This window comes from Sphaerisporangium rufum, assembly GCF_016863395.1.
In the GTDB taxonomy this organism is placed as follows: domain Bacteria; phylum Actinomycetota; class Actinomycetes; order Streptosporangiales; family Streptosporangiaceae; genus Sphaerisporangium; species Sphaerisporangium rufum.
In genome coordinates, this window is record NZ_BOOU01000001.1 from 55,431 (window position 1) to 79,733 (window position 24,303).

Consider the following 24,303-nt stretch of genomic DNA (forward strand, 5'->3'; position numbering starts at 1 on the left):
GCTCCTCCTAGCCGGGCGCGGTCAGCGCCTCTTCACCCGAAACATCGCCCACCAGGGCCCGTTCGACGATGCCGATCTCCGGTCCGAGGAAGCGCCGGCCGAGATCCCCGAACAGGGCGGTGTCCCCGGTGGCGCGGAACCGGTGCCGTGGCGTGCCGGGCGGGGCGACCAGCCCCCGGTCGTGCAGCACGCGGTAGACGTCCTTGGCCGTCTCCTCGGCGCTGGACACCAGCGTGACGCCGTTGCCCATGACGTAGGAGATCGCGCCGGTGAGCAGCGGGTAGTGGGTGCAGCCCAGGATGAGGGTGTCGCAGCCGTCCTCGATGACCGGGCGCAGATACTCGCGGGCCGCCTCGATGACCTCGTCGCTCATCGTCTCGCCGCGCTCGACGAACTCCACCAGCCGCGGCGCGGCGACCCCGGTCAACCGCACGTCCGGGGCGGCGGCGAAGGCGTCGTGGTAGGCCATCGACTGGATGGTGGCCCGGGTGGCGATGACGCCGACCCGGCCGTTCCTGGTGGCGCGGACCGCGCGGCGCGCGGCGGGCTGGATGACCTCGACCACCGGGACGTCGTAGCGTTCCCGGGCGTCGCGCAGCACGGCCGCGGTGGCGCTGTTGCAGGCGATGACCAGCATCTTCACGTCGTGCTCGACGAGGTGGTCCATCACCTCCAGGGCGTAGGCGCGCACCTCGGCCAGGCGCTTGGGCCCGTACGGCTGCCGCGCGGTGTCGGCCACGTAGAGGATGGACTCGGCCGGGAGCTGATCGATGATCGCCCGGGCGACGGTGAGGCCGCCCACCCCGCTGTCGAAGACGCCGATCGCGGGAGCCTCACGCGCGGGCTCGTCGGCGGCGGACCTCATGGCACTGACCCACGGCGCGTGGGCGACGCTCCCGATGTCTGACATGATTCCCAAGGTTAGGGGACCATGGGCCATCGCTCACGGTAAGAATGCTCACACCGCAGTAATCACTCTCTACCGGTTAGTGTCCGGATTTCTCCGCCTTTTACCCGTTTTCCGGACCGCAGGGCCGCCGGTGACCCCGGCCAGGACCGCGGCCGGCTCAGCCGCGGCCGAGCCGGGCCAGCTGCCGCGACTGGGCGACCAGCCGGCCGGCGGCGTCCCAGATCTCGATGTCCTCGTCGAACCACCCGTCCCGCACCAGGCGGCCGTGCCCGACGACGGCCAGCCAGCCGGGCGCGGGCAGTGCCCGCAGATGCCAGGTCAGCTCGACGGTGGGCGCCCATCCCCGGGCGCCGGCGGAGAAGACCACCGGGGGCAACGCGTCGACCGCGAGCGCCAGCACGAACGGATCGGGATCCTGCGGCTCGGCCAGCCGGAAGTAGGCGCGCGACTCCGGGCGGCCGGTCGGCGCGCCGGTGAGCCAGCCGACGGTCGGCGGGTCGAACCGCAGTTCCATCCGCTCGCTGAGCGTCATGCCGGACTCCGGCCGCGGGTCGGGCAGCCGCACGCACTCCTCGACCGGCGGCATCGCCGGCGGCCCGGCGCTCCAGTCGGCCGGGCCCTCCCCCAGCGTGGCGGTGGTCACCAGCGTCTCCAGGTAGGACGTGCCGTCCTGAACCAGCGAGGCCCGCGTCATGGCCGCGGTTCGCCCGGCCTTCAGCCGCTCCAGCCGCACCTGGGCCGGGCCCGGACGCGGCGCGCGGAGGAACTGCGCGGCGGTGGACACCGGATGGGCGTGCGGGGAGTCGTCGGTCACCGCCCGCAGCAGCACCGCCATGAGGTAGCCGCCGTTCAGCGGCCCGCCGATCGAGTATCCGGGGTCGAGGCACACGTCATAGGTGGTGTCGTCCACCCGGACGGCCTGCGTCGCCTCATCGAACTTGGTCATCGTCCCTCATCGCTCGCCGGCGGCCCGGCCGCGCCGGCGGAGGACGCGGACCGAATATTGTTCTACCACTGTACTCGCGCCGGCGCGGCCAGGGTCACGATGAGAGCGAGATCACGCCCAGAGCTGGCCCTCCAGCCGCTCCTCGGCCTCGTCCAGCGTGCCCTCGTAGGCACCGGTGGACAGGTACTTCCAGCCGCCGTCCGCGACGACGAACACGATGTCGGCGCGCTCGCCCGCCTTCACCGCCTTGGCCGCCATGCCGAGCGCGGCGTGCAGCGCGCAGCCGGTCGAGACGCCGGCGAAGATGCCCTCGGTCGCCAGCAGCTCGCGGGTGCGGCGCAGCGCGTCCGCCGAGGTCACCGAGTAGCGGGTGGTGAGCACGTCCGCGTCGTAGATCTCCGGGATGAAGCCCTCGTCCACGTTGCGCAGGCCGTACACCAGCTCGCCGTACCGGGGCTCGGCGGCGACGATCCGCACGGCGGGCACCCGCTCGCGCAGGAAGCGCCCGACGCCCATCAGCGTGCCGGTGGTGCCGAGGCCGGCCACGAAGTGGGTGACCGACGGCAGGTCCGACAGGATCTCCGGCCCGGTGGACTCGTAGTGCGCGCGCCAGTTCGCCGGATTGCCGTACTGGTAGAGCATCACCCAGGAGGGGTTCTCCGCGGCCAGCCGCTTGGCCACCCGGACCGCCTCGTTCGAACCGCCGGCCGCCGGCGACGGGATGATCTCCGCCCCCCACATGCGCAGCAGCTGGCGGCGCTCCTCGGAGGTGTTCTCCGGCATCACGCAGATCAGCTTGTAGCCCTTGAGCCGGGCCGACATGGCCAGCGAGATGCCGGTGTTGCCGGACGTCGGCTCCAGGATCGTACAACCGGGGGTGAGCAGGCCGTCCTTCTCGGCCTGCTCGATCATCCACAGCGCGGGACGGTCCTTCACCGACCCGGTCGGGTTGCGGTCCTCCAGCTTGGCCCACAGCCGCACCTCCGCCGAAGGCGACAGGCGCGGCAGGCCGACCAGCGGCGTGTGCCCGACCGAGTCGACGAGCGAGTCGAAGCGCATGCCTAGCGCCCGCCTCCGGCCACGGCCGGGAGCACGGTCACGGTGTCGCCGTCGGACACCGGGGTGTCCAGGCCGCCGAGGAAGCGCACGTCCTCGTCGTTGAGGTAGACGTTCACGAACCGCCGCAGCCCGGACTCGTCCACCAGGCGGGCCTTGATGCCCGGGTGGCGGGCCTCCAGGTCGCCGATCAGGGCGGACAGCGTGGCGCCGTCGGCGTTCACCGACTTGGCGCCGTCGGTATAGGTGCGAAGGATGGTCGGTATGCGGACCTCGATGGCCATCGCGGATCTGTCTCCTTGTTCACTGGTCGTCACAGAGCACCCCAGGGGGTGCGAACACCGGCGGGAAGGCGGGGATTCCTGCGGTCAGGAACAGTCGTAGACGACGGCACAGCGAGTGTGCGCGAAGAAGTGGCTCTGCACCGGAGACGGGCGCCCGGGGCGCGACCCGCGCCCGTTCCCGGCATCGACCGTCAGCATGCCCCCACTCTACCGCCTCCGCGGCCGCGCCCCCAGGGCGGCCGGAGGCGGGACGCCCGGGTCATCCGCCGACGATGCGGACGTCCTCCTCGGTGATCACGCCGTCCACGATGCGGAACGAGCGGAACTGCACGTTGTCCGGGTCGGCGGTGGAGACCAGGACGTAATGCGCGCCCGGCTCGGAGGCGTAGGAGACGTCGGTGCGCGACGGATACGCCTCGGTGGCGGTGTGCGAGTGGTAGACGACCACCGGCTCCTCGTCCCGGTCGTCCATCTCCCGCCACACCCGGAACTGCTCCATGGAGTCGAACCGGTAGAACGTCGGCGAGCGCTCGGCGTTCTCCATCGGGATGAACCGCTCCGGGCGGTCGGACCCCGCCGGACCCGCGATCACTCCGCAGGCCTCGTCCGGATGGTCCGCCCACGCGTGGGCGATGATCTTGTCGACCAGTTCCCGTGAGATCGTCAGCATGCCTGGAAGCTACCAAAGCGCCCGGACGAGGGTGTCCTGCAGGTAGGTCAGCCAGTCGTAGGTCACGTACGCCGGGTAGCGGGGGTCGTCCTCGGTCATGCCGGCCAGCTCCTCGTGGACCTCCTCGGTGACCTCCAGCCGGACGCCGAGGGCCAGTCGGACGTCGTTGAGCGCCCGCAGCCAGGCCTGCGCCTGCTCGGCGGTCAGCCGGACCCTGCCCTCCCCGGCCGTCTCCATCAGCGTCTCGGCATCCGACCGCTTGCCCTCGCGCAGCGTGGCCTCGGTGTAGCGCCGGAACTCGGCGGCGGCCTGGTCGTCGCCGGAGTATCCGGCGGGGAACAGCCGGGCCAGCACCGGGTCCGACGGCTGGGCGGCGCTGCCGATGCCGAGGGCCCGCTCCAGCGGGTCCTCACCGGTGGTGCCGGGCTCCACCAGGTCCAGCACCTGGGAGACCAGCGAGCGGAGGATCGACGCCTCCCCGGCGTCCAGCACGATCGACACCCCGCCACCCCCCGACGCGCGGAACCCGCCGCTCACGCCGAGTCCCGCTGCACGGTGGCCCACAGGCCGTACGAGTGCAGGATCTGCACGTCGCGCTCCATCTCTTCCCTGGTGCCGCTGGCCACCACCGCCTTGCCCTTGTGATGGACGTCGAGCATGAGCTTTTCGGCCTTCTCCCTGGCGTAACCGAACACCGTCTGCAGGACGTAGGTCACATACGACATCAGGTTGACCGGGTCGTTCCAGACGATGGCCAGCCAGGGCAGGTCGGGGCGAACGTCCGTCGACGGACGCTCGACCTCGGCCGGAGCGGTACTACCCACGAGTCCATCCTGCCCTACCCCGGCCGTAGTCTTCGACGTGTGACGAACCCGGCCAGTAGCGCGTTGCTCACCGACCAGTACGAGTTGACCATGCTCCAGGCGGCGCTCGCCGGCGGCACCGCGCACCGGCGGGCGGTGTTCGAGGTGTTCGCCCGGCACCTGCCCGGCGGGCGCCGGTACGGCGTGGTGGCCGGCACCGGCCGGTTCCTGGACGCCCTGGCGGAGTTCCGGTTCGGCGACGCCGAGCTGTCCTTCCTGCGCGACCGCGGTGTGGTGGACGAGCCGACGCTCGACTTCCTGGCCGGCTACCGGTTCACCGGCGACGTGCACGGCTACGCCGAGGGCGAGTGCTACTTCCCCGGCTCGCCGATCATGGTGGTGGACGGCACGTTCGCCGAGGCGGTCCTGCTGGAGACGCTGGTGCTGTCGATCCTCAACCACGACTCGGCGGTCGCCGCCGCGGCCTCCCGGATGACGCACGCCGCCGGCGGCCGGCCGATCATCGAGATGGGATCGCGGCGCACCCACGAGATGGCCGCGGTGGCCGCCGCCCGGGCCGCCCACCTGGCCGGCTTCGCCACCACCTCCAACCTGATGGCCGGCCGCGCCTACGGGGTGCCGACGGCGGGCACCAGCGCGCACGCCTTCACCCTGCTGCACGACTCCGAGCACGACGCCTTCCAGGCCCAGCTCGACTCGTGCGGGCCCGGCACCACCCTGCTGGTCGACACCTACGACGTGGCCAAGGCGGTGCGCACCGCGGTGGAGCTGGCCGGGCCGGAGCTCGGCGCGGTGCGCATCGACTCCGGCGACCTGGCGGTGGCGGCGCACGACGTCCGCGAGCTGCTGGACGGGCTCGGCGCCTCCGGCACCCGCATCGTGGTCACCGGCGACCTGGACGAGTATTCGATCGCGGCGCTGGCCACCGCCCCGGTGGACGGGTACGGCGTCGGCACCTCGGTGGTCACCGGCTCGGGAGTGCCGACCGCGGCGATGGTCTACAAGCTGGTCGCCCGGGAGGACGCCGCCGGGGAGCTGCGGCCGGTGGCCAAGAAGTCGGTCGGCAAGCCGAGCCGGGGCGGGCGCAAGGTCGCCTTCCGCGCGCTGGCGGACGGCACCGCGGTGGCCGAGCTGGTCACCACCGCGACCCTCGCCGCCACCCCGGAGAACGCCCGGCCGATGCTGCGCCCGCTGGTCCGGGCCGGCGAGATCATCGGCCGGGAGCCGCTGGCCGCGGCCCGCGAGCGGCACCGGGCCGCGCTGGCCGAGCTGCCCGCCGCGGCCCGCCAGCTGTCCCACGGCGACGCGGTGATCCCCACCGTGTTCTCCTGAGTCCCACCGTGTTCCCGTGAGACCCACCATGTTGTCCTGAGTTCCGCCGGGTCCGCCGGGCCCCTCGGATCCACCGACCGCCGAGCGCGCCGAAGTCCTCCGGGCCCGGCACGAGCGAGGAGCGACCGTTGACGACCTGCCTGATCATCGTGGACGTGCAGAACGACTTCTGTGAGGGCGGCAGCCTGGCGGTGGCCGGCGGCGCGGAGGTCGCCGCCGCCATCGGCCCGCGCACCGCGGGATACGACCACGTGGTGGCCACCCGCGACCACCACGTCGACCCCGGCGGCCACTTCGCCGACCGGCCCGACTACGTGACGAGCTGGCCCGCGCACTGCGTCGCCGGCACCCCGGGCGCCGAGCTCCATCCCGCGCTGGACGCCTCCGCCGTGGAGGAGGTGTTCGACAAGGGCGCCCACCAGGCCGCCTACAGCGGCTTCGAGGGTGCGAGCCGGGACGGCACCGCGCTGGCCGACTGGCTGCGGGCCCGCGGCGTGGACCGGGTCGACGTGGCCGGCATCGCCACCGACCACTGCGTGCGCGCCACCGCGCTGGACGCCGCCCGCGCGGGCCTGCGCACCCGGGTGCTCCTGAACCTCACCGCCGGGGTGGCCCCGGACAGCACCGCCGCCGCCCTCGGCGAGCTCGCCGCGGCCGGCGTCGCCCTGGAGGGCGCGCCCATCGTTCGCCCGGCCTGATCCGCGCCCGGCCGGCCGGCCCGGCGCGGCCTGCCCTATCGGCTCAGGCCCGCTCGGATCGGTCGGCTCGGATCGGTCGGCGCAGGGACCGGCCGGACGTCCGGCCCGCGGTCAGCGGGAGCGCTGGGTGGCCCACTTGCGGATGGTCTCGATGCGCCGCTGGATCTGCTCGGCGGTGGCCTGCGCGATGGGCGGGCCGCCGCAGGCGCGCCGCAGCTCGGCGTGGATGACGCCGTGCGGCTGGCCGGTGCGGTGGTTCCACGCGCCGACCAGGCCGTTCAGCTCCTTGCGCAGCGCGGCGATCTCCTCGTGCGGGGACCGGGCGGGCGGCTGCTCCTCGGCCGGACGGCGGCGCCGCGCGGCCTGCTGATCGGCCTGGTGCTTGCGCAGCAGCACCGCCACCTGGTCGGGCTCCAGCAGGCCGGGCAGGCCGAGGAAGTCCTCCTCCTCCGGCGAGCCGGGCTCGGCGCCGGTGCCGAACTCGCCGCCGTCGAACAGCACCCGGTCGAAGGTGGCCGAGGCCTCCACCGTCTCGAACGGCAGCTCGTCGCCGACGACGTCCGGGCTGTCCTTGCGCTGCCGGGCCTCCTCGACCAGGAAGTCGTCGAGCCCCTCCTCGGGGAGCTTGCGGTCCAGCACGTGGTCGCGCTCGGCCTCCATCTCGCCGGCCAGCCCCATCAGGGTGGGCACCGACGGCAGGAACACCGACGCCGTCTCGCCGCGCCGCCGGGCCCGGACGAAGCGCCCCACGGCCTGGGCGAAGAACAGCGGGGTCGAGGTGCTGGTGGCGTAGACGCCGACCGCCAGCCGCGGGATGTCCACCCCCTCCGACACCATGCGCACCGCGACCAGCCAGCGCTCCTCGGACGCGCCGAACTGCTTGATCTTGCCGGAGGCGCCCGGGTCGTCCGACAGCACGACGGTGGCGCCGGTGCCGGTGATCTCCCGGATGTGCCGGGCGTAGGCCCGGGCGGTCTCGTGGTCGCTGGCGATCACCATCGCGCCGGCGTCCGGCACGTGCCGGCGCACCTCGGTGAGCCGCTTGTCGGCCGCGCGCAGCACCTGCCGGATCCAGTCGCCCTTGGGGTCGAGCGCGGCACGCCACGCCTGGCCGAGCTGGTCCTTGGTCAGCGGGGTGCCCAGGGTGGCGGTGATCTCGTCGCCGGCCCGGGTGCGCCAGCGCATCTCGCCGGCGTACGCCAGGAAGATCACCGGGCGGACGACGCCGTCGGCCAGCGCCGGGGCGTAGCCGTAGGAGTAGTCCGACACGCTGCGCCGGACGCCGTCGCCGTCCTCGGCGTAGGTGACGAACGGGATGGGGTTGGTGTCGGACCGGAACGGCGTGCCGGTCAGCGCCAGCCGCCGGGTGGCCGGCTCGAACGCCTCGCGCACCCCGTCGCCCCAGGACTTGGCGTCGCCCGCGTGGTGGATCTCGTCGAAGATGACCAGCGTGCGGCGGTTCTCGGTGCGCGAGCGGTGCAACGCCGGGTGCATGGCCACCTGGGCGTAGGTGATCGCGACACCGGCGTAGTCGCGCGAGGTGGCGCCCTGGCTGTTCTTGAACTCCGGGTCGACCGCGATGCCCACCCGGCCGGCCGCGTCGGCCCACTGGCGCTTGAGGTGCTCGGTGGGGGTGACGATCGCCAGCCGCTGCACCACGCCGCGGGCCAGCAGCTCGCTGGCGATGCGCAGGGCGTAGGTGGTCTTGCCGGCGCCGGGGGTGGCCACCGTGAGGAAGTCGCGCGGCTCGCGCCGGAAGTAGAGGTCGAACGCCTCCTGCTGCCAGGCGCGCAGCTTCGGCGCGGTGCCCCACGCGGCGCGGTCGGGGTAGGACGGCGACAGGTGGTTGGCGGCGAACGAGCTCACCGGGACCACCTCGCCGGGCGCCCGGCACCGCCCTGCGGGGCCCGCGGGGCGGGTGCCCCGCCGATGAACTCGTCGTCGCGCTCGTATGGCTGCCTCACAGTGAAGCCACCCTAGCCAAGACCACCGACAGGATGCGCCGCCCTCGCCCGATCCGCCCGCCGCGCGCGGCGCGGGCCGGGCCGCCGCGCACGCGGGACGGCGCCTCGTTGCTCCGAACGACCCGGAGCGTGGGAGGCCGCCGCGCGCAGGACGGCGTCCGCGACCGGGCCGCCCCGGAAGGGCCGCCCCGGCGGGGCGGCCGCGTCACCGCACCGCGCCCAGCACCGCGTCGACCGCGGCGCGGCGGGACGCGTCGCCCGGCTGGGCCATCCCCACCAGGACCACCTCGCGCCCGGCCCGCGACAGCAGCGTCACCCGCAGGTAGGCGGGCCGGTTGACCACGTCGGTGTAGGTGGCGACCAGGGCCCGGGAGTGGCCGGTGAATCCGGCGGCGCGCACCGCCCGGTCATCGGCGACGGTCACCGTGTCGCCGTGCAGCAGCAGCCGGGCATACAGGTCGGCGAGCCGCAGCGCCGCGTCCCGCGACGCGGGCCCCTCACCGGCGCCGGCCGGCCTGGCCAGCACGATCGCCTGCCCGTCGAGCGTCACGGCGGAGGTGAACCCGGTCACCGGGGGCACCTCGGCCCGCCGCCAGCCGGGCGGCAGCGGGTAGCCGACCCCGGCGACCGGGTCGGCGACCGTGCCGGGCGGGCCGGGATCCGACAGCCGGGCGGCGGCGAACCCGACGGCCGCGGCGACCAGGGCCGCCGCCACCGCCACCGCGCCGGCGTACGCCAGGACGCGCCGGAGCCGGGCCGGCACCACGGCGCGCGCGGGGACCTCCGGGGTGCCGTACACCCGGGCGGACGGCGGCAGCGCGGCGGGGTCCGGGACGAGCCCGCCGTTCTCCTCGGGCTCCTCGGGCTCCTCGGGCTCCTCGGGCTCCTCCGGTTCCTCCGGCTCCTCCGCCGGCGGCCACCCGTGCCGCTCGTACGGCCGCCGCCCGATCCGCCGTTCCTCCACGGCACCCCCTCCCGGTGCTTCGAGTATTCGCATCCCGGGCGGCCATCCGTCAACGGATCATTCGATTCCGGTTCCGGCCGGTCCGGGCGCACGCGGCTCAGGAGGACGGGGCGCGGTAGGCGACCCACATGTCGCGCATCCGGGCGGCCTGACCGGCGGTGAACTCCGACATGCAGCGGTCGTGGGCGTAGTCCATGAAGTTGTGCACCGGGTCGTCGCCGGCCTCGGGGCAGCTGTCCCGGCGCTCGGGACAGCCGGTGGTGGGCAGCGCCTCGGGCGGGGTGTCGTCCACCGAGTCGCCGGGCTCGGAGCAGCCGTTCTCGAAGGTGTGCAGCAGGCCGAGCCAGTGCCCGATCTCGTGCACCCCGGTGTACCCGCGGGAGAAGTCGCGCAGCGCTCCGCCGGGCAGGCTGCGCCAGTCGATCACCACGCCGTCCAGCTCGGGATGGTCGCGGTACCAGTGCGGGTAGGTGGAGTAGCCGAGCACCAGCCGGCCGAGCTGGGCGATGTAGAGGTTGAGCGTGCCGGCGCCGCCGGTGTGCAGGCGCTGCTTCATCGGCGCCTCGTTGCCGAGCGGCTCGTGGAACCAGGCCGCGTTGGCGGTGTGCGTGACCCCGCGCAGCACGAACCGGATGCCGGTGTCCACGCCGCCGAGCCGCCCGCCGTAGGCGGCGTTGAGCGCGTCGATCTGCGGGCGCAGGGCGCGGTCGGGGGCGCCGAGCGGCCCGTCGGTGATGACATGGACGTGCACCGGCACGGTGACCGGACCGGCCCGGCGGGCGGCGGGCGGCAGCTCGGCGAGCCGGCGGCGCATCCCGTCCAGCATGCGCGCGGCCTCGGCCGGCTCGGGCGCGTACGGCTCGGTGGCGCGCCCGTCGCGGTGCCCGACCCGGCCGGGCCGGCAGCCGGGCGGGCCGGCGGGCACGCTCGCCCCGGCGGGCGGGGCCCCCGGGGACGCCGGGCCGGCCAGGAACGCCGAAGAGGCCAGCGACCAGGCCAGCGGGCCGGCCAGGGACACGGCAAGCGCCCGCCGCACCATGCACTCCCTCCGTCGAGTCGGATCGGAGTGCTGACGCTAACCTCATCGCCGCCGATCGGCCGGGAGCAACACTCGGCCGACCGGCGCGGCCGACCGGATGTCCGGCCGGCTCAGCCGTCGCCGCCGGACTCGCCCTTGGGCAGGCCCCCGTAGATCTCCTTGCATTCCGGGCACACCGGATACTTCTTGGGGTCGCGGCTCGGCACCCACACCTTGCCGCAGAGAGCCCTGATCGGCGTGCCGGTCACCATGCTTTCGGTGATCTTGTTCTTGTCGGCGTAGTGGGAGAACCGCTCGTGGTCCCCGTCGCCGTGCGAAAGCTTCGGGCGGACTTCGCTCTCGGGAAGGATCTTCGTGCTCACGGGATACGAGTCTACGTGCGCGCCGCCCCGGCCCGCCGCCCGGCCGGGCGGCGCCGCCGATCTCAGCCGGCGTGGACCGGGGCGGCGCCGGCCGGGCGCCCCGGGCGGACGAGCAGCGCCGGCAGGACCGCCAGCACGGCGACCGCCGCCGCGACCGCGAACGCGAAGTGCATGCCGTCCAGGAAGGACAGGTGCGCGGCCCGGGTGAACGCCTCGGCGACCGGCGCGGCGGCGCCGGGCGGCACCGGGGCGGCGCCGAGCGCGACGGCGTCCTTCATCGCCTCCACCTGGGCGGGGGTGACCGGGATCCGGGCCTCGGCGAGCCGGCCGGGCAGCACGCCGGCCACCTCCGCGGTGATCAGCGCGCCGAGGACCGCGGTGCCGAGCGCGCCGCCGACCTGCATGGCCGACTGCTGCATGCCGCCGGCCACGCCGCTCAACTCCTCGGGCGCGTTCCCGACGATCACCTCGGTGGCGCCCACCATCACCGGTGACAGGCCGGCGGCGAGTAGCGCGAAGGGCACCGCGGTGTCGGCGTACCCGGCGTCGATGCCGATCCGGGAGAGCAGGAACATCGCCGCCGCCGTGACCAGCATGCCCCCCGCGATCGGCGCCTTGGGCCCGAACCGGGTCAGCAGGGCACCGGCCAGCGGCGAGGTGACGGCCATGCCCGCGGTCAGCGGCAGCATGCGCAGGCCGGCGTCCAGCGGGGACAGCCCGTGCACCCCCTGGAGGAAGAACGTCAGGAAGAACATCGCGCCGAACATCGAGAAGGTCATCAGCACCATCAGCGCCGTACCGGCCGAGACCGACACGTTGCGGAACAGCCCGAGCGGCAGCAGCGGCTGGGCCGACCGGCGCTGCCAGTGCGCGAAGCCGGCGCCGAGCACGACCGCGCCGGCGAGGAAGGCGATGGTCCAAGGGTCGCCCCAGCCCCGGGAGGGGGCCTTGATGATGGCCCACAGCAGGCAGAACATCGCGCCGGACAGCAGCGCCACGCCGGGGACGTCGATCCGGGACAGCGGCCGCGCCCGGCTCTCCCGCAGTACCCACAGGCCGGCCGCCAGCGCGACCGCGCCGACCGGGACGTTGATGAAGAAGACCGACTGCCAGCCGACGTTCTCCACCAGCAGGCCGCCCACGATGGGACCGGCGGCACTGGACACGCCGACGGCGGCGCCCCAGATGCCGATCGCCATGCTCAGCCGCCCGGCGGGGAACGCGGCGCGCAGCAGCGCGAGCGCGGCGGGCTGCAGCAGCGCGCCGAACAGGCCCTGCAGGACGCGCAGCGCGATGAGCGGGCCGATGGAGGAACTGAGGCCGATGGCGAGCGAGGTGGCGGCGAACCCCACGACGCCCACCAGGAACACCCGCTTGTGCCCGAACAGGTCGCCGAGCTTGCCGGCCGTGATGAGGAACACCGCCAGCGCGAGCAGGTAGCCGCTGGTGACCCACTGGAGATCGGCGAGCGAGGCGTTCAGGTCCCGGCCGATCACCGGGTTGGCGACGGCGACCACGGTGCCGTCGAGCATCACCATGATGACGCCGAGGGCGACGGTGAGCAGCGTGAACCACGGATGCCCGTGGCCGGGCCGCGCGGGCGCGCCGGACGGCCGGGCGAGCGCCTGGGCCATGAGTCCCCCATTGATCGTGCGAAAAATTATGGCAGCAAGTAACTTATGGCAGTCAATGACAGATGGCAATGGCTGTAACCGTGCCCGGCGCGACTCGTGGCACCATGTGCACGGACCCGTCGAGGAGGTGGCAACCGTGGGGCTTCGCGAGCGCAAGAAGCACCGCACCCGGGCCACGCTGGTGGACGCCGCCTACGAGCTGTTCCTCCGGCAGGGCTACGAGGCGACCACGGTCGAGCAGATCGCCGCCGCCGCCGACATCTCGCCGCGCACCCTGTTCCGGTACTTCAAGACCAAGGAGGACCTCGCCCTCGACTTCCTGGCCGAGCACGAGGAGCTGGTCTTCGCCGCGCTGGCCGCCCGGCCGGACGACGAGCCGGCGTTCGACGCGCTGATCGAGGCGCTGCGCGCCTTCGTGCGCACCGCCACCTCCGGCCCTCCGGAGGAGATCGCGCGGTTCCTCAGCGAGCGGCGCCTGATGGACACCACCCCCGCGCTGGCCACCGCGGGCTTCCGCCGGCTGCTGGAGACCGAGCGGCGGCTGACCGCCGAGATCGCCCGGCGCCTCGGGGTGGATCCGGACACCGATCGGCGCCCCGAGTTGCTGGTCGCCTTCGCCACCTCGGCGCTGCGGGTCGGCCTAAACCGTCCCGGCGCCGCGCCGCGCGACCTGGCCGCGCTGATCGCCGACGTGGACGCCACCCTGACGCTCGCCCAGGAGGCACTGCGGCGGGACCGGGACCGGTGAACGCGGGCGGCACCCGTCGAGCCGGCCGAGCCGGCCGGGTCAGTTGAGCTTGGGATCGTCCGGGCAGGTCGCCACGAAGGCCAGCTCGCCCGGCTGGCGGCGCAGCACCGACCGCCACAGCGCGTCCGGCCGCGAGTCGAAGGTGTCGCCCGGCTCGGCCTCCACCACGTACCACGACCCCTCGCGGATCTCCGCCTCCAGCTGTCCGGCGGCCCAGCCGGCGTAACCCGCGAAGATCCGCATCTGGGTGATCTCGCCGGCCAGGATCTCCGGCGGCGCGTCCAGATCCACCGTGCCGAGCCGGGACACCGCCGCCGCGGCGGCGTGCAGCCGGCGCCAGCCGAGCGGCTCCTGCCCGCTCGGCACCGCGGCCAGGGCCAGCGCGCTGTCGGTCTGCACCGGGCCGCCCTCGAAGAGCACCGGAGGCCCGGTCACCAGCGCGTCCCACGACGGGAGCACCTGGGTGACGGTGACCTCGCTGGGCCGGTTGAGCATGACACCCAGGGTGCCGCCGTCCTCGTCGTGTTCCAGGATCAGCACCACGCCACGCCGGAAGTTGGGGTCGTCCAGCAGGGGCGTCGCCACGAGCAGCCCGCCGACGTAGATCGCCTCCGCCATGCATCCATCATGACGGGTCCGCGGCGCAACGCGCGCCTTCCCGCGGCCAGAACGGTCTTTCCGCTTACCCACCCTTACTATCAGTGATTGAACGGGTACTTTCCGTATCATGGAGTGTGGGACGGCGGACCGATCCCACCCGCACCGACCGCGAAGGGAGCGAAATGGTGAACCGCCTCGCACTACTGGCGCTCATGGCGGCCGGCGCGGCCGGCGCGGTCGGCGCCGCCCCGTCCGCGCACCTGTCACATTCCGCCGGCCTCCGCGGCGACGGCACCGGCCCGCGCGATCGGGTCACCGTCACGGTGTCCGGGGTCGAGTGCCCCGCCGGGCGGGCCGAGGTCGTGATGACCGCGCCGCGCGGCCGCGGCACCACCGGATATTCGGTGTACCGGGGGGACACGCTGGTGCGTGAGGGGGTGCTGTGGCCGGGCGTCCAGCGCAGCGTCCCGGTGCACGTCGCCCCGCGCACCACCGAGCGCATCGCCGTCACGGTCGACGGCCAGGGCACCACCCGCCACCAGGTCTGGTCCCGGTGCGACTCCGCCGAGGACCGCGCCTACGAGTACGGCGAGTACCGCTACGCCGAGGGCGGGTCCTCCGGCGGGTCGGGGTCCTCCTGGCGCGCGCACCGGTACAACCCGCTGTTGCACCGGCACCCGCACTACCTGCCCCGCGTCCGGCACCTGCCCTACACCGGGCCGCCCGCCGACCTCTACGGCCGGGCCGCCACCGCGGCCGGGCTCGTCGTCTTCGGCGCCATGCTGTGGTGGCTCGCCGCGATCTGGCCGGGCCGCGCCCCGGCCTGCGCCCTGGCGCGGCGGCCCGCGCCGCGCCCGCTGCCCGGTGCGGGCGGCGGGACCGGCGGGCTCACAGCTCGGTGAGGCCGCGCACCTTCCCGCCGGCCGATTCGCGGACCGCGGCGGCGACCGCGCCCGCCACGTCCGGATGGAAGACGCTGGGGATGATGTAGTTCGGCCCGAGCTCCTCCTCCGACACGACGTTGGCCAGCGCGTTGGCCGCGGCCAGCAGCATGGCCTCGGTGACCGTGCGCGACTGGGCGTCCAGCAGGCCGCGGAACACGCCAGGGAACGCCAGCACGTTGTTGATCTGGTTCGGGTAGTCGGAGCGGCCGGTGGCCACCACCGCGGCGTGCTCGCGGGCGTCGTCCGGCGAGACCTCCGGCTCGGGATTGGCCAGCGCGAAGACCACGGCGGAGTCGGCCATGGTGGCGATGTCGTCGCCGGTCAGGATGCCCGGAGCCGACACGCCGATGAACACGTCGGCGCCCTTCACCGCGCCGCGCAGGTCGCCGGCGTAGCCCTCGGCGTTGGTGTTCTCCGCGATCCAGCGCAGCGAGTCGTCCAGGTCGTCGCGCCGCAGGTGCACCGCGCCCAGATAGTCGCAGACCACCACGTGGCGGGCGCCGGCGGCGAGCAGCAGGCGCAGCACCGCGTTGCCGGCCGCCCCGGCGCCCGCCATCGCGATGCGCACCTCCGGCAGCGACTTGCCGACCACGCGCAGCGCGTTGGTCAGCGCGGCCAGCACGCAGATGGCGGTGCCGTGCTGGTCGTCGTGGAAGACCGGGATGTCCAGCAGCTCGCGCAGCCGCCGCTCGATCTCGAAGCAGCGCGGCGCGGAGATGTCCTCCAGGTTGATGCCGCCGAAGCCGGGGGCGATGCAGCGGACGATCTCGACGATGGTGTCGACGTCCTGGGTGTCCAGGCAGAGCGGCCAGGCGTCGATGCCGGCGAACCGCTTGAACAGCGCCGCCTTGCCCTCCATGACCGGCAGCGCCGCCGCCGGGCCGATGTTGCCGAGGCCGAGCACGGCCGAGCCGTCGGACACCACCGCCACGGTGTTGCGCTTGATCGTCAGCCGCCGGGCGTCCTCGGGGTTGCGGGCGATCGCCAGCGACACCCTGGCCACCCCGGGGGTGTAGGCCATCGAGAGCTCGTCCCGGTTGCGCAGCGGCACCTTCGACTGCATCTCGATCTTGCCGCCCAGGTGCATGAGGAAGGTGCGGTCGCTCACCTTGTGCAGCGCGACGCCCTCGACCGAGTCCAGGCTGTCCACGATGGTCTGCGCGTGGTCGGTGTCCCTGGCGGCGCAGGTGACGTCGATGCGCAGCTTCTCGTGACCGGCGTTGGTCACGTCGAGGGCGGTGACCACGCCGCCCGCGTTCTCCACCGCGTGGGTGAGCTGGCTGACGGCCTTGCCGCCGGCCGGCACCTCCAGGCGGACGGTTATCGAATACGACACGCTCGGCACGGTGGCCACGTCGATCCGCTCCTTTGCGGTGCTCGTGGTGGCGTTCGCACGGGTGCCCGGGACGCGCATCCGGCTCGCCTGCCCCTTCGGGGGTCATCCCATGGTGCCAGACGCGGCCGGGCGTGTCGGCCGCCCGGCCGGGACGGCCGGACCGGGCGGCGGCGCACGAGTGCGCGGGCGCCTGCCACGGTCCGCCGCCGGTCAGAACAGCGCGCTGGCCAGCCCCCGCCGGGCCTTGGCCACCAGGGGATCGTCGGAGGGCAGCGTTTCGAACAGGCCGAGCAGGTGCCGGCGCACCCGGTCGCGGTCGTCGCCCGCCGTGCGCCGCACCGCCTTGACCAGCCGGTCGAACGCCTCCTCCACCCGGCCGCCGAGCATCTCGATATCGGCCGCCTGGATCTGCGCCTCGACGTCGGCCGGATCGCCGGCCGCGCGGCGCAGCACCGCCGCCGGGTCGAGATCCTGGGTGCGGCGGACCAGCCCGACGCCGGCCAGGCCGATCTTGGCGTCCGGGTCGGCCGGCGAGCGGGCCAGCAGCCGCTCGTAGGCCGCCGCGGCGGCGTCGAGGTCACCGGACTCGACGGCCTGCTCGGCCGCCAGCAGGTCGGGGTCGACCGGCGGGCCGGCCGCCTCCTCCGGCCGTTCCTGGCCGGGCTCGGGCTCGGGGGGCAGGTACTGCGCCAGGGCCGTCAGCAGTTGGTCCAGCCACTGGCGCACCTGCTGCTCGGGCAGCGCGCCCTGGAAGCCGGTGACCGCCTGGCCCTGGAACACCGCGAGCACCGTCGGGATGCTCTGCACCTGGAGCGCGCCGGCGACCTGCGGGCTGGCGTCCACGTCGACCTTGGCGAGCACCCACCGGCCGCCCGCCTCGGCGGCCAGCTTCTCCAGGATCGGGCTCAACTGCTTGCACGGCTGGCACCAGGTGGCCCACAGGTCGAGGATCACCGGCGTGCGCATGGAGCGCTCGATCACCTCGGTGGCGAAGGTGGCGTCGGTGACGTCGATCACGGTGGCGCCGCCGGGCGCGGCGGAGGCGGCGGGGGCGCCGCCCGGGCCGGCCTGGGCCGCCGCCTCGCGGCGCGCCTGGGCTTCCAGTGCCTGCTTGCGCGCACCGAGGTCCACGGCCCCCTGCAACGATCGTCGGGTGAAGTCCGCTGGGCTCATAGTCCAATCCTGCCGTATCCGGCGGGCGGTGAGAGCCGGGCGGGGCGTCCGCCGGAGGCCGCCGGCGCCGGGCGCGGCACCTGCCACCGTCCAGGGTCGGCACGTCACCGCCTCCGGGCCTCCGGCCCCGCGCGTCACCGCCCAGGGCTCCGCGTCACCGCCCATCCCGTGCGCGTCACCACCGGTCGCGTCGCCACCGGCCCGTGCGCGTCACCGCCCGGACGATCGCCCGCCGGCCGGGCGGCCGGCCGCCTCCGGCACGCCGGCCTCCGCCGGGCCTGCCTCCGGCGCCGCCGGGAAGTCGCCGGCCGCCACCCGGATGGTGCGCAGCATCGCGAACATCTCCGCCAGCTCGCCCTCGCCGTACATCGTCATGCAGAAGTCGGCGGCCATCAGGTCGGCGGTCGCCCGCTCGACCACCTCGCGCCCCTTGCCGGTGATCTCGGCGAGCACGCCGCGCCCGTCCTTGGGGTTGCGCATCCGGCGGACCAGGCCGGCGCGCTCCAGCCGGTCGACCGTGTTGGTGACGCTGGTCGGGTGGACCATGAGCCGGTCGCCGATGCGCGACAGCGGCAGCGCGCCGGTCCGGCTGAAGGTGAGCAGCACCAGCGCCTCGTAGCGGGCGAAGGTCAGATCATGCGGCCGGAGCAGCGTGTCCAGTTGCCCGAGCAGGATCTGGTGCGCTCTCATGATCGATGTGACGGCCGCCATCGCGGATGACGGCCCGAAGCGGAGACGCCAGGTCTCCGCGGCGCGCTCGATGGGGTCGAACGGCAGATTGAGCGGCTTCGGTACACCGATGGACACACCGATACGCTAGCGCCTGGCCGGGGCCACTGACGCAGGGTGATCGAGGTTTCATCGGGTCCCCAAGAAGCCGCCCGGCAAACATCACGCTCCGTTATGGTTGGCATGGCAAGAGGTGAGGCGCGGCAAAGCCCGGTCCAAAGCACGGGGAGAGCCATGCCGCCGGCCGGGCCGCGCGACGCGTGCCGCGACGGCCGGGCGGCGGGCGGTGAGCGGGCCCGGACGCCATGGGGCGGCGTCCGTCGCGGGCGGCGCGCGCCTCCGCTACGGGGGGTCGTTTTCTGATGCACAACCTGCAGGCGGCGTGGCCGGGGCTCCCGGCCGCGCGGGGCCGTGCTTGAGCACGGGGGCGTTTCACGCGAGGAGCTGAAGCACAGCGCGCTGGTGGCGGTCGGACTGCTGCTCGCGCTCGGCCTGCTCGCGGCGTGGAGCGTCCTGATACCCGGCATTTCGGCGTGGGAGAACATCGTCGCGGCGGTCATAGGCTCGCTGCGGCTGACCGGCCCGGTGGCGGCGGCCTTCGCGGCCTGGGTCGCGGTACGGCGGCGCCGCGCCGTCCGGGGCCGCCGGCCCGGCGCCTGGCAGGTGCTGAAGGCACCGCTGGCCATCATGGCGGTGGTGGTGGCCGCGTTCTGCGCCACGGTGACGCTGCTGGCCATGAAGGCGGTGCTGACCGAGCAGGCCGGCCACCTGGCGCCGAGCGGGCTCGCGGTGGGGGCGGCCGGGCTGGCGTTGTACGCGGCGGCCGGCTGGGTCATCGGCTGGGCGCTGCCGTGGGGGGGCACCCCGCTGCCCGCCGGGCTGGCCGCCTATGGCCTGTTCACCTGGCTGCCCGCCGGCCTGCCCTGGGCGGAGCGGCTGGCACCCGCCGCGCCCGACCGGTACGACCCCTTCGAGGGGCTGAGCCCGGCGGCGCCGGCCGGCCAGACGCTGTGGCTGGCCGGAGCCACGCTCGCGCTGCTGCTGGTGTGGGCGGCCGCGGTGACCCGGCGCCTGCCCGCGCTGGCCGCCGCGCTGCTCGCGGTGGCGGCGGCGGGCACCGGCATGGTGCGGCTGGCCGCCGGTCCACCGGCCGAGGCGGCCGCCGGGCCGGTGGACTACAGCTGCCAGGAGTGGCCGATCACCGTCTGCGTGCATCCGGGAATGGCCGGCGGGCTCACCGAGCTGGGCACCACGTTCACCTCGCTGGCGGCCCGGCTGGCCGGCACCCCGGCGGCGTTCGCCCGGGTGGAGCAGCGCCCGCGGGACGGCGCGGCGCCCGCGGCGGGCGGTGTGGTGGTGATCCACGTGGACGACCTGGCTCCCGGGTTCGCCGGCCGGGCCGCCGCCGAGTTCGTCGGGGGGCTGGCCCGGGCCTGCCCGGATCCGGCGACGGACGGCTATCGGGCCATCGTGTCGGCCTGGTTGCGCGGCGCGCCGCTGCCGGCCGGCCGGCTGCCGGCGCACCAGGCGGCCGCCGGGTGGTTCTCCGGGCTGGCCGAGGACCAGCGCCGCGACTGGCTGCGCATGTTCTACACCGACTTCGCCACCTGCCGGCTGCGCGGCTCGCACTTCGGCGGCGGCGCCTCGGGTGCCGCCGCCGGCCGGCCGGGCACCGGTGCGACCGGCCGGGAGAGCACGGTGCCCGCGGGGCGCGGACCGGTTCCCGGCTCCCCCTATCCGACCACGCCGGCCGGCTGATCCCGGGCCGGGCTCCTGCCCGATATATGGAATTGGCGGTGTTTATCCGCCCGAATCACCAATATTGACACGTGCCGAAAATCGCGGCTCGACCAGCGGCACCGCCCGGCCGGCGGGTGGAAAGCGGTGGACGCCGGGAATGTGAGAAAAGGCGGATCCCGGGAAGTAGAGGAGGCGTGAACCGCCCGACGTCCTCCCCCCAGACGGCGGCGGCCGCGGCGCCGGAGGCGCGCCGGTCCGGCCGCGGCCGGCGCATCCTCGCCGGGACCCTCGTGGTGCTCGTGCTCCTCGTGGTGGCCGGCCGGCTCGCCTGGTCCTACCTCGACCCGTTCGGCGAGTCCACGGTCGACCGCAGCCAGCCCGTGCTGCTGCAGTCCATCCAGAACATGAGCCGCTTCCAGGCCGCGAGCGGCAACTTCCAGGTCATCGTGGACCTGGAGAAGGACGCGGCCTTCCTGCCCGACTCGGTCAAGGGCACCCGCACCCTGTTCGTCGGCGCGGGCTCGGTGGCGGCGTACGTCGACTTCTCCGGGCTGCCCAAGGACGCGATCACCGTCTCGGCGGACCGCACCGAGGTCACCGTACGGCTGCCGAAGGCGCGCCTGGACAAGCCGAACCTGGACAACAAGCGCTCCTACGTCTACGCCCAGCAGCGCGGCATCCTGGACCGGGTGCAGGACATGCTGTCGAACTCGCCGCAGAACCAGCAGGAGCTCTACCTGCTCGCGGAGAAGAAGATCGCCGAAGCGGCCGAGTCCAGCGACCTGCGCAACCGGGCGGACCAGAACACCAAGCTGATGCTGGAAGGCATGCTCAAGTCGCTCGGCTTCACCAAGGTGACGGTGACCTACGCCACCGAGCCTTGACCGTCAGGTGACGTCGCGGCGCAGCACGGTCAGCCGGGCGGCGAGCGCCGCGGCCAGCACGTACCCGGCGAAGACCAGGCCGGCCGCCACCGGCGGCAGCAGCGCGCCGGGGATGGGCCGGCCGTCGAAGCCCACCATCCCGTCCCGGCTCCACCCGCTGACCGCCTTGGCCACCCCGGTGGGCACCCAGCGGCCCACCGACGGCAGGAGCATCACCAGGAACCACTCGGCGTAGAAGAACCACAGGAACGCGATCGCCGTCGCGGCCGCCTGGCTGCGCACCAGCGCGCCGAGCGCCGCGCCCAGGGCCGCCCACAGCCCGGTGCCGAGCACCGAGCCGAACAGCACCCACGGCAGCCCGGGCGCGGTCATCGGCCGGCCGGCCAGGTGGAGCAGCGGCGCGGTGACGGCGGAGGCGGCCACCGCCGCCGCGCCCCCGGCGATCAGCCCGAGGACCGCGCAGGCGGCCAGCCGGGCGGTGAGCACCGGCCCGCGCCGCGGGGTCACCAGGAAGGCCCAGGTGATCGTCCGGTGCCGGTATTCGCCGGCCGTGACCACGATGCCGAGCAGCAGCGCGAACGGATAGCCCTGCTGGGCCATGCTGTAGGAGTCGCGGACCTGCCGTCCCGGGTCGCCGGAACCGGCCATCGGCAGCAGGACCAGCACGTTCACCACCGCCCAGGCCACCGCGAACAGCACCGCGCCCGCCGCGAGCAGCCACACCGCGCGGGTGCCCCGCGCCTTGATCAGTTCGGCGGCGACCAGCCGGCCCAGCGGCGTTCCCGGGCGGGTCGCGGCACCGGTGCCGGTCATCGTCCCTCCCCCAGAAGGTCGAGGTACGCCTGCTCCAGGCCGGCGCGGGCACCGACCAGCTCGGCCACCGTGCCCGCCGCGACCAGCCGGCCGCCGTCCACGATCACCAGGTCGTCGGCGCCCTGCTCGGCCTCGGCCAGCAGGTGGGTGGACAGCAACACGGTCCGGCCCTGGCCGGCCAGCTCGCGCAGCGTGGTCCGCAGCCAGTGGATGCCCTGCGGGTCGAGGCCGTTGGCCGGCTCGTCCAGCACCAGGACCGGCGGGTCGCCGAGCAGCGCCGAGGCCAGGGCCAGCCGCCGCCGCATGCCGAGCGAGAGCCCGCCGGCCCGCCGGTCCGCGGCGTGGTCCAGCCCCACCTCGGCGAGGACCCGGCCGATCCGGCCCGGCGGCAGGCCACCCGCGACGCACAGCGCGCGCAGGTGCGTGCGGACGGTGCGGCCGGGGTGGAAGTCGGTCGCCTCCAGCACCGCGCCGACCGTGCGTGGCGGGTCGGGCAGGTCGGCGTACCGGTGCCCGCCGATCAGCGCGGCGCCCGAGCCGGGCTTCACCAGGCCGAGGATCGCGCGCAGCGTGGTGCTCTTGCCGGCGCCGTTCGGGCCGAGCAGGCCGGTGACCCGGCCGGGCCGGACGGTGAAGGAGAGATCCTGGACGGCGTGGACCCGGCCGTAGGACTTGCTGAGACTGGTCACGGTGATGGTCGGCATGCGGACCAGCCTGCCCCGCCGGAGCGCCCCCGGTCGTGCGGCCGGGGGTGGACGGCGCGGATCACCGCCGGGGGTGGACGCGGACCCACCCACGGGTGGAGGCGCCGCCCGGCCGCGCCGGGATACCGTGCTCGGGTGACCCGACGACCCTGGTGGCACTACGCGACCGGCGCGCTCGTCGCCGCGTACGTGCTGGGTGGCATGGTCGTCGGCATGGTGGAGACCGTGCTCGCCCGAGGGCTGCCAGGGGGCGCCCTGAGCGCGGTGCTGTACCTGGCGGGAACGGCGTGCTGGCTGGCGGCCCTGCGCGGGGCGGGCCGCACCGGCGACGCCGCGCTGCTGGCGGCGGCCACCCTGGCCGCCCTGGTGCTCAACGCGGTCACGCCCTATTCGGGGCTGGGCGTGCTGTTCGTCACCGTCTGGACAGCACCGTTCCGGATGCGGCTGTGGCAGGCCGTGGTGCTGGCGGTCGGCGGTGTCATCGGGCACGTCCTGGTGGCGCACTGCACCGGCCTGCCGTCCAACGCCACCCTGGGCGTGGCCGCCGGGCTCGGCTGGTCGGTGTTCTTCGCGGCCGGCATCGCCCAGATCGCCGAGACCCGGCGGCAGGCGGCGGCGGTCGCCCGCGCGCGGTCGCGGGAGGCGGTGCTGGCCGAGCGGCAGCGGCTGGCCCGGGAGATCCACGACATCCTCGCGCACGCGCTGTCGGCGCAGATCCTGCACCTGGAGGGCGCCCGCCTGCTGCTGCAGGGCGGGGGCGAGCGCGAGCGCGTGCTCGACCGGGTCAACCGGGCCAGCGACATGGCGCGGGCCGGGCTGGAGGAGGCCCGGCGGGCGGTGGCCGCGCTGCGCGGCGAGCGCGTCCCGCTGGCCGACGAGCTGGCCCGGCTGGCCGAGGGCTTCCGTACCGCGACCGGCGCGCGCTGCACGGTCACGGTGCACGGCGATCCGGAGGCGCTGGCGTCGGAGGCCCGGCTGGCGGTGATCCGCACCGCGCAGGAGGCGCTGACCAACGTGCAGAAACACGCGCCGGCCGCCGAGGTGGAGATCGTCCTGCGGTGCGGGGCGGCGGGCAGCGAGCTGGAGGTGCGCGACACCGGCGTGCCCGGCACGGCCGCCGCCGCCCCGGGGGGCGGCTATGGCCTGACCGGGATGCGCGAGCGCGCCGAGCTGATCGGCGGCAGCCTGGCCGCCGGCCCGGACGGGCCGGGGTTCGCCGTGCGGCTGCGGGTGCCGGCGTGAGCGAGGGTCAGATCGCGCGCGTGCTCGTGGTGGACGACCAGACCGTGGTCCGTGAGGGGCTGGTGCTGCTGCTGCGCCTGCTGCCGGGCATCGAGGTGGTCGGCACCGCCGCGGACGGCGCCGAGGCGCTGCTGCTGGTCGCGGCCGAGCGGCCGGACGTGGTGCTCATGGACCTGCGGATGCCGCGGATGGGCGGCGTGGAGGCCACCCGGCGGATCCGGGAGGAGCACCCCGGAACGCAGGTCGTGGTGCTGACCACCTACTCCGACGACGAGTCGGTGTTCGCGGCGCTGCGCGCGGGCGCCCGCGGCTACCTCACCAAGGACGCGCGGGCCGAGGAGATCGCCGAGGCGGTGGCCCGGGTGCGGCGCGGGGACGCCCAGCTGGACCCGGCGGTGCAGCGCCGGCTGCTGGAGATGGTGTCGGCGGGCCGGCAGCCGCGCGACCTGCCGGACGGGCTGACCCCGCGCGAGGCCGAGGTGCTGGAGGCGATCGCCCGGGGCCGGTCGAACGCGGAGATCGCCAAGGAGCTCTACATCACCGAGGCCACGGTGAAGACCCACATCAACAAGCTGTTCGCCAAGACCGGGGTGCGCGACCGGGCCCAGGCCGTCGCCTACGCCTACCGCCACGGGCTGGCCACACCGGCCGGCTGACCGCCGGGCCGCGCCCGGCGGTCAGCCGGCCACCGCCGTGGCCGCGCTCCT

General features: G+C 74.6%; 26 protein-coding genes. 8 read left to right on the top strand and 18 right to left on the bottom strand.

The genetic code is table 11. The features are described 5' to 3' along the window. Positions 1-7: 7 nt before the first annotated feature. The 7 genes from murI to clpS form a co-directional block, all read right to left on the bottom strand. Positions 8-865 carry a glutamate racemase gene (murI, locus tag Sru01_RS00270; protein WP_203981799.1) on the bottom strand — a complete coding sequence of 286 codons (858 nt, stop codon included), beginning with the start codon at positions 863-865 and terminating at the stop codon, positions 8-10. 202 nt (positions 866-1,067) lie between these two features. Next, on the bottom strand, positions 1,068-1,856 hold the full coding sequence (locus tag Sru01_RS00275) for a thioesterase family protein (protein ID WP_203981740.1): 789 nt from the start codon (positions 1,854-1,856) through the stop codon (positions 1,068-1,070). A gap of 111 nt (positions 1,857-1,967) precedes the next feature. After that, positions 1,968-2,915 carry a PLP-dependent cysteine synthase family protein gene (locus Sru01_RS00280; protein ID WP_203981741.1) on the bottom strand — a complete coding sequence of 316 codons (948 nt, stop codon included), beginning with the start codon at positions 2,913-2,915 and terminating at the stop codon, positions 1,968-1,970. A 2-nt stretch (positions 2,916-2,917) separates the two neighbouring features. After that, on the bottom strand, positions 2,918-3,196 hold the full coding sequence (locus Sru01_RS00285) for a MoaD/ThiS family protein (protein ID WP_203981742.1): 279 nt from the start codon (positions 3,194-3,196) through the stop codon (positions 2,918-2,920). A 259-nt stretch (positions 3,197-3,455) separates the two neighbouring features. Next, positions 3,456-3,866, bottom strand: coding sequence for a M67 family metallopeptidase (locus Sru01_RS00290; RefSeq protein ID WP_203981743.1), 411 nt, complete (start codon positions 3,864-3,866; stop codon positions 3,456-3,458). Between the two features lie 9 nt (positions 3,867-3,875). Continuing rightward, a complete protein-coding gene (locus Sru01_RS00295; RefSeq protein ID WP_203981744.1) occupies positions 3,876-4,403 on the bottom strand; it encodes a DUF2017 domain-containing protein in 528 nt (175 codons plus the stop codon). Continuing rightward, on the bottom strand, positions 4,400-4,690 hold the full coding sequence (clpS, locus tag Sru01_RS00300) for an ATP-dependent Clp protease adapter ClpS (protein WP_203981745.1): 291 nt from the start codon (positions 4,688-4,690) through the stop codon (positions 4,400-4,402). Before clpS ends, Sru01_RS00295 begins: the two co-directional genes overlap by 4 nt. A gap of 39 nt (positions 4,691-4,729) precedes the next feature. Between clpS and Sru01_RS00305 the strand changes: the two genes are divergently transcribed. After that, complete coding sequence (locus Sru01_RS00305; protein WP_203981746.1) at positions 4,730-6,022, top strand: nicotinate phosphoribosyltransferase; 1,293 nt, start codon at positions 4,730-4,732, stop codon at positions 6,020-6,022. Between the two features lie 128 nt (positions 6,023-6,150). Continuing rightward, positions 6,151-6,720 carry an isochorismatase family protein gene (locus tag Sru01_RS00310; RefSeq protein WP_203981747.1) on the top strand — a complete coding sequence of 190 codons (570 nt, stop codon included), beginning with the start codon at positions 6,151-6,153 and terminating at the stop codon, positions 6,718-6,720. A 111-nt stretch (positions 6,721-6,831) separates the two neighbouring features. Here the strand turns inward: Sru01_RS00310 and Sru01_RS00315 are convergent, their stop codons facing one another. The 5 genes from Sru01_RS00315 to Sru01_RS00335 all read right to left on the bottom strand — a co-directional run bounded on the left by Sru01_RS00315 (position 6,832) and on the right by Sru01_RS00335 (position 12,683). Further along, positions 6,832-8,586 (bottom strand): DEAD/DEAH box helicase, encoded by a 1,755-nt coding sequence (locus tag Sru01_RS00315; protein WP_203981748.1) that lies wholly within the window; start codon positions 8,584-8,586, stop codon positions 6,832-6,834. A gap of 303 nt (positions 8,587-8,889) precedes the next feature. Further along, positions 8,890-9,648: a hypothetical protein gene (locus Sru01_RS00320; protein ID WP_203981749.1), complete on the bottom strand. Its 759-nt coding sequence runs from the start codon at positions 9,646-9,648 to the stop codon at positions 8,890-8,892. 97 nt (positions 9,649-9,745) lie between these two features. Further along, positions 9,746-10,687, bottom strand: a complete 942-nt coding sequence (locus tag Sru01_RS00325; protein ID WP_239136645.1) for a zinc metalloprotease — start codon at positions 10,685-10,687, stop codon at positions 9,746-9,748. A 110-nt stretch (positions 10,688-10,797) separates the two neighbouring features. Further along, positions 10,798-11,049 carry a DUF3039 domain-containing protein gene (locus tag Sru01_RS00330; protein WP_203981750.1) on the bottom strand — a complete coding sequence of 84 codons (252 nt, stop codon included), beginning with the start codon at positions 11,047-11,049 and terminating at the stop codon, positions 10,798-10,800. Between the two features lie 62 nt (positions 11,050-11,111). Then, positions 11,112-12,683, bottom strand: coding sequence for a DHA2 family efflux MFS transporter permease subunit (locus Sru01_RS00335; protein ID WP_203981751.1), 1,572 nt, complete (start codon positions 12,681-12,683; stop codon positions 11,112-11,114). Between the two features lie 136 nt (positions 12,684-12,819). On the opposite strand from Sru01_RS00335, the gene Sru01_RS00340 reads away from it, so the two are divergent. Then, entirely contained in the window at positions 12,820-13,431 is a 612-nt protein-coding gene (locus tag Sru01_RS00340) for a TetR/AcrR family transcriptional regulator (RefSeq protein ID WP_203981752.1), read from the top strand. Positions 13,432-13,470: 39 nt separating this feature from the next. On the opposite strand, the gene Sru01_RS00345 is transcribed toward Sru01_RS00340, so the two are convergent. Further along, the gene (locus Sru01_RS00345) at positions 13,471-14,049 is read right to left on the bottom strand and encodes a YqgE/AlgH family protein (protein WP_203981753.1); all 579 of its coding nucleotides are present in this window, start codon (positions 14,047-14,049) and stop codon (positions 13,471-13,473) included. Positions 14,050-14,213: 164 nt separating this feature from the next. Between Sru01_RS00345 and Sru01_RS00350 the strand changes: the two genes are divergently transcribed. Next, a complete protein-coding gene (locus Sru01_RS00350) occupies positions 14,214-14,933 on the top strand; it encodes a hypothetical protein (RefSeq protein ID WP_203981754.1) in 720 nt (239 codons plus the stop codon). Here Sru01_RS00350 and Sru01_RS00355 read toward each other — a convergent pair. The 3 genes from Sru01_RS00355 to Sru01_RS00365 form a co-directional block, all read right to left on the bottom strand. Further along, on the bottom strand, positions 14,920-16,329 hold the full coding sequence (locus tag Sru01_RS00355) for an NAD-dependent malic enzyme (RefSeq protein WP_203981801.1): 1,410 nt from the start codon (positions 16,327-16,329) through the stop codon (positions 14,920-14,922). The genes Sru01_RS00350 and Sru01_RS00355 overlap by 14 nt on opposite strands. A 192-nt stretch (positions 16,330-16,521) precedes the next feature. Next, entirely contained in the window at positions 16,522-17,484 is a 963-nt protein-coding gene (locus tag Sru01_RS00360) for a tetratricopeptide repeat protein (RefSeq protein WP_203981755.1), read from the bottom strand. 210 nt (positions 17,485-17,694) lie between these two features. Next, a complete protein-coding gene (locus Sru01_RS00365) occupies positions 17,695-18,285 on the bottom strand; it encodes a MarR family winged helix-turn-helix transcriptional regulator (protein ID WP_203981802.1) in 591 nt (196 codons plus the stop codon). Between the two features lie 339 nt (positions 18,286-18,624). Between Sru01_RS00365 and Sru01_RS00370 the strand changes: the two genes are divergently transcribed. Together Sru01_RS00370 and Sru01_RS00375 are read left to right on the top strand one after the other, a co-directional pair. Continuing rightward, the gene (locus Sru01_RS00370) at positions 18,625-19,971 is read left to right on the top strand and encodes a hypothetical protein (protein WP_203981756.1); all 1,347 of its coding nucleotides are present in this window, start codon (positions 18,625-18,627) and stop codon (positions 19,969-19,971) included. Positions 19,972-20,147: 176 nt separating this feature from the next. Beyond that, complete coding sequence (locus Sru01_RS00375) at positions 20,148-20,837, top strand: DUF4230 domain-containing protein (RefSeq protein ID WP_239136647.1); 690 nt, start codon at positions 20,148-20,150, stop codon at positions 20,835-20,837. Positions 20,838-20,840: 3 nt separating this feature from the next. Here Sru01_RS00375 and Sru01_RS00380 read toward each other — a convergent pair whose 3' ends face one another. After that, a complete protein-coding gene (locus Sru01_RS00380) occupies positions 20,841-21,650 on the bottom strand; it encodes a hypothetical protein (protein WP_203981757.1) in 810 nt (269 codons plus the stop codon). Further along, the gene (locus tag Sru01_RS00385) at positions 21,647-22,354 is read right to left on the bottom strand and encodes an ABC transporter ATP-binding protein (RefSeq protein WP_203981758.1); all 708 of its coding nucleotides are present in this window, start codon (positions 22,352-22,354) and stop codon (positions 21,647-21,649) included. The genes Sru01_RS00380 and Sru01_RS00385 overlap by 4 nt, the downstream gene beginning before the upstream one ends. A 135-nt stretch (positions 22,355-22,489) precedes the next feature. Between Sru01_RS00385 and Sru01_RS00390 the strand changes: the two genes are divergently transcribed. Both Sru01_RS00390 and Sru01_RS00395 read left to right on the top strand, forming a co-directional pair. Then, complete coding sequence (locus Sru01_RS00390; protein WP_203981759.1) at positions 22,490-23,596, top strand: sensor histidine kinase; 1,107 nt, start codon at positions 22,490-22,492, stop codon at positions 23,594-23,596. Then, complete coding sequence (locus Sru01_RS00395; protein ID WP_203981760.1) at positions 23,593-24,252, top strand: response regulator; 660 nt, start codon at positions 23,593-23,595, stop codon at positions 24,250-24,252. The genes Sru01_RS00390 and Sru01_RS00395 overlap by 4 nt, the downstream gene beginning before the upstream one ends. The last annotated feature ends 51 nt before the right edge of the window (positions 24,253-24,303 follow it).

What these genes read in the sequence shown, in the direction of transcription:
- Sru01_RS00280 (WP_203981741.1), bottom strand. Translation starts at nt 2,915, where the DNA reads ATGCGCTTCGACTCGCTCGTCGACTCGGTCGGGCACACGCCGCTGGTC.
- Sru01_RS00385 (WP_203981758.1), bottom strand. Translation starts at nt 22,354, where the DNA reads ATGCCGACCATCACCGTGACCAGTCTCAGCAAGTCCTACGGCCGGGTC.
- Sru01_RS00350 (WP_203981754.1), top strand. Translation starts at nt 14,214, where the DNA reads ATGGTGAACCGCCTCGCACTACTGGCGCTCATGGCGGCCGGCGCGGCC.
- Sru01_RS00275 (WP_203981740.1), bottom strand. Translation starts at nt 1,856, where the DNA reads ATGACCAAGTTCGATGAGGCGACGCAGGCCGTCCGGGTGGACGACACC.
- Sru01_RS00290 (WP_203981743.1), bottom strand. Translation starts at nt 3,866, where the DNA reads ATGCTGACGATCTCACGGGAACTGGTCGACAAGATCATCGCCCACGCG.
- Sru01_RS00285 (WP_203981742.1), bottom strand. Translation starts at nt 3,196, where the DNA reads ATGGCCATCGAGGTCCGCATACCGACCATCCTTCGCACCTATACCGAC.
- Sru01_RS00360 (WP_203981755.1), bottom strand. Translation starts at nt 17,484, where the DNA reads ATGAGCCCAGCGGACTTCACCCGACGATCGTTGCAGGGGGCCGTGGAC.
- Sru01_RS00380 (WP_203981757.1), bottom strand. Translation starts at nt 21,650, where the DNA reads ATGACCGGCACCGGTGCCGCGACCCGCCCGGGAACGCCGCTGGGCCGG.
- Sru01_RS00325 (WP_239136645.1), bottom strand. Translation starts at nt 10,687, where the DNA reads ATGGTGCGGCGGGCGCTTGCCGTGTCCCTGGCCGGCCCGCTGGCCTGG.
- Sru01_RS00335 (WP_203981751.1), bottom strand. Translation starts at nt 12,683, where the DNA reads ATGGCCCAGGCGCTCGCCCGGCCGTCCGGCGCGCCCGCGCGGCCCGGC.
- Sru01_RS00345 (WP_203981753.1), bottom strand. Translation starts at nt 14,049, where the DNA reads ATGGCGGAGGCGATCTACGTCGGCGGGCTGCTCGTGGCGACGCCCCTG.
- murI (WP_203981799.1), bottom strand. Translation starts at nt 865, where the DNA reads ATGAGGTCCGCCGCCGACGAGCCCGCGCGTGAGGCTCCCGCGATCGGC.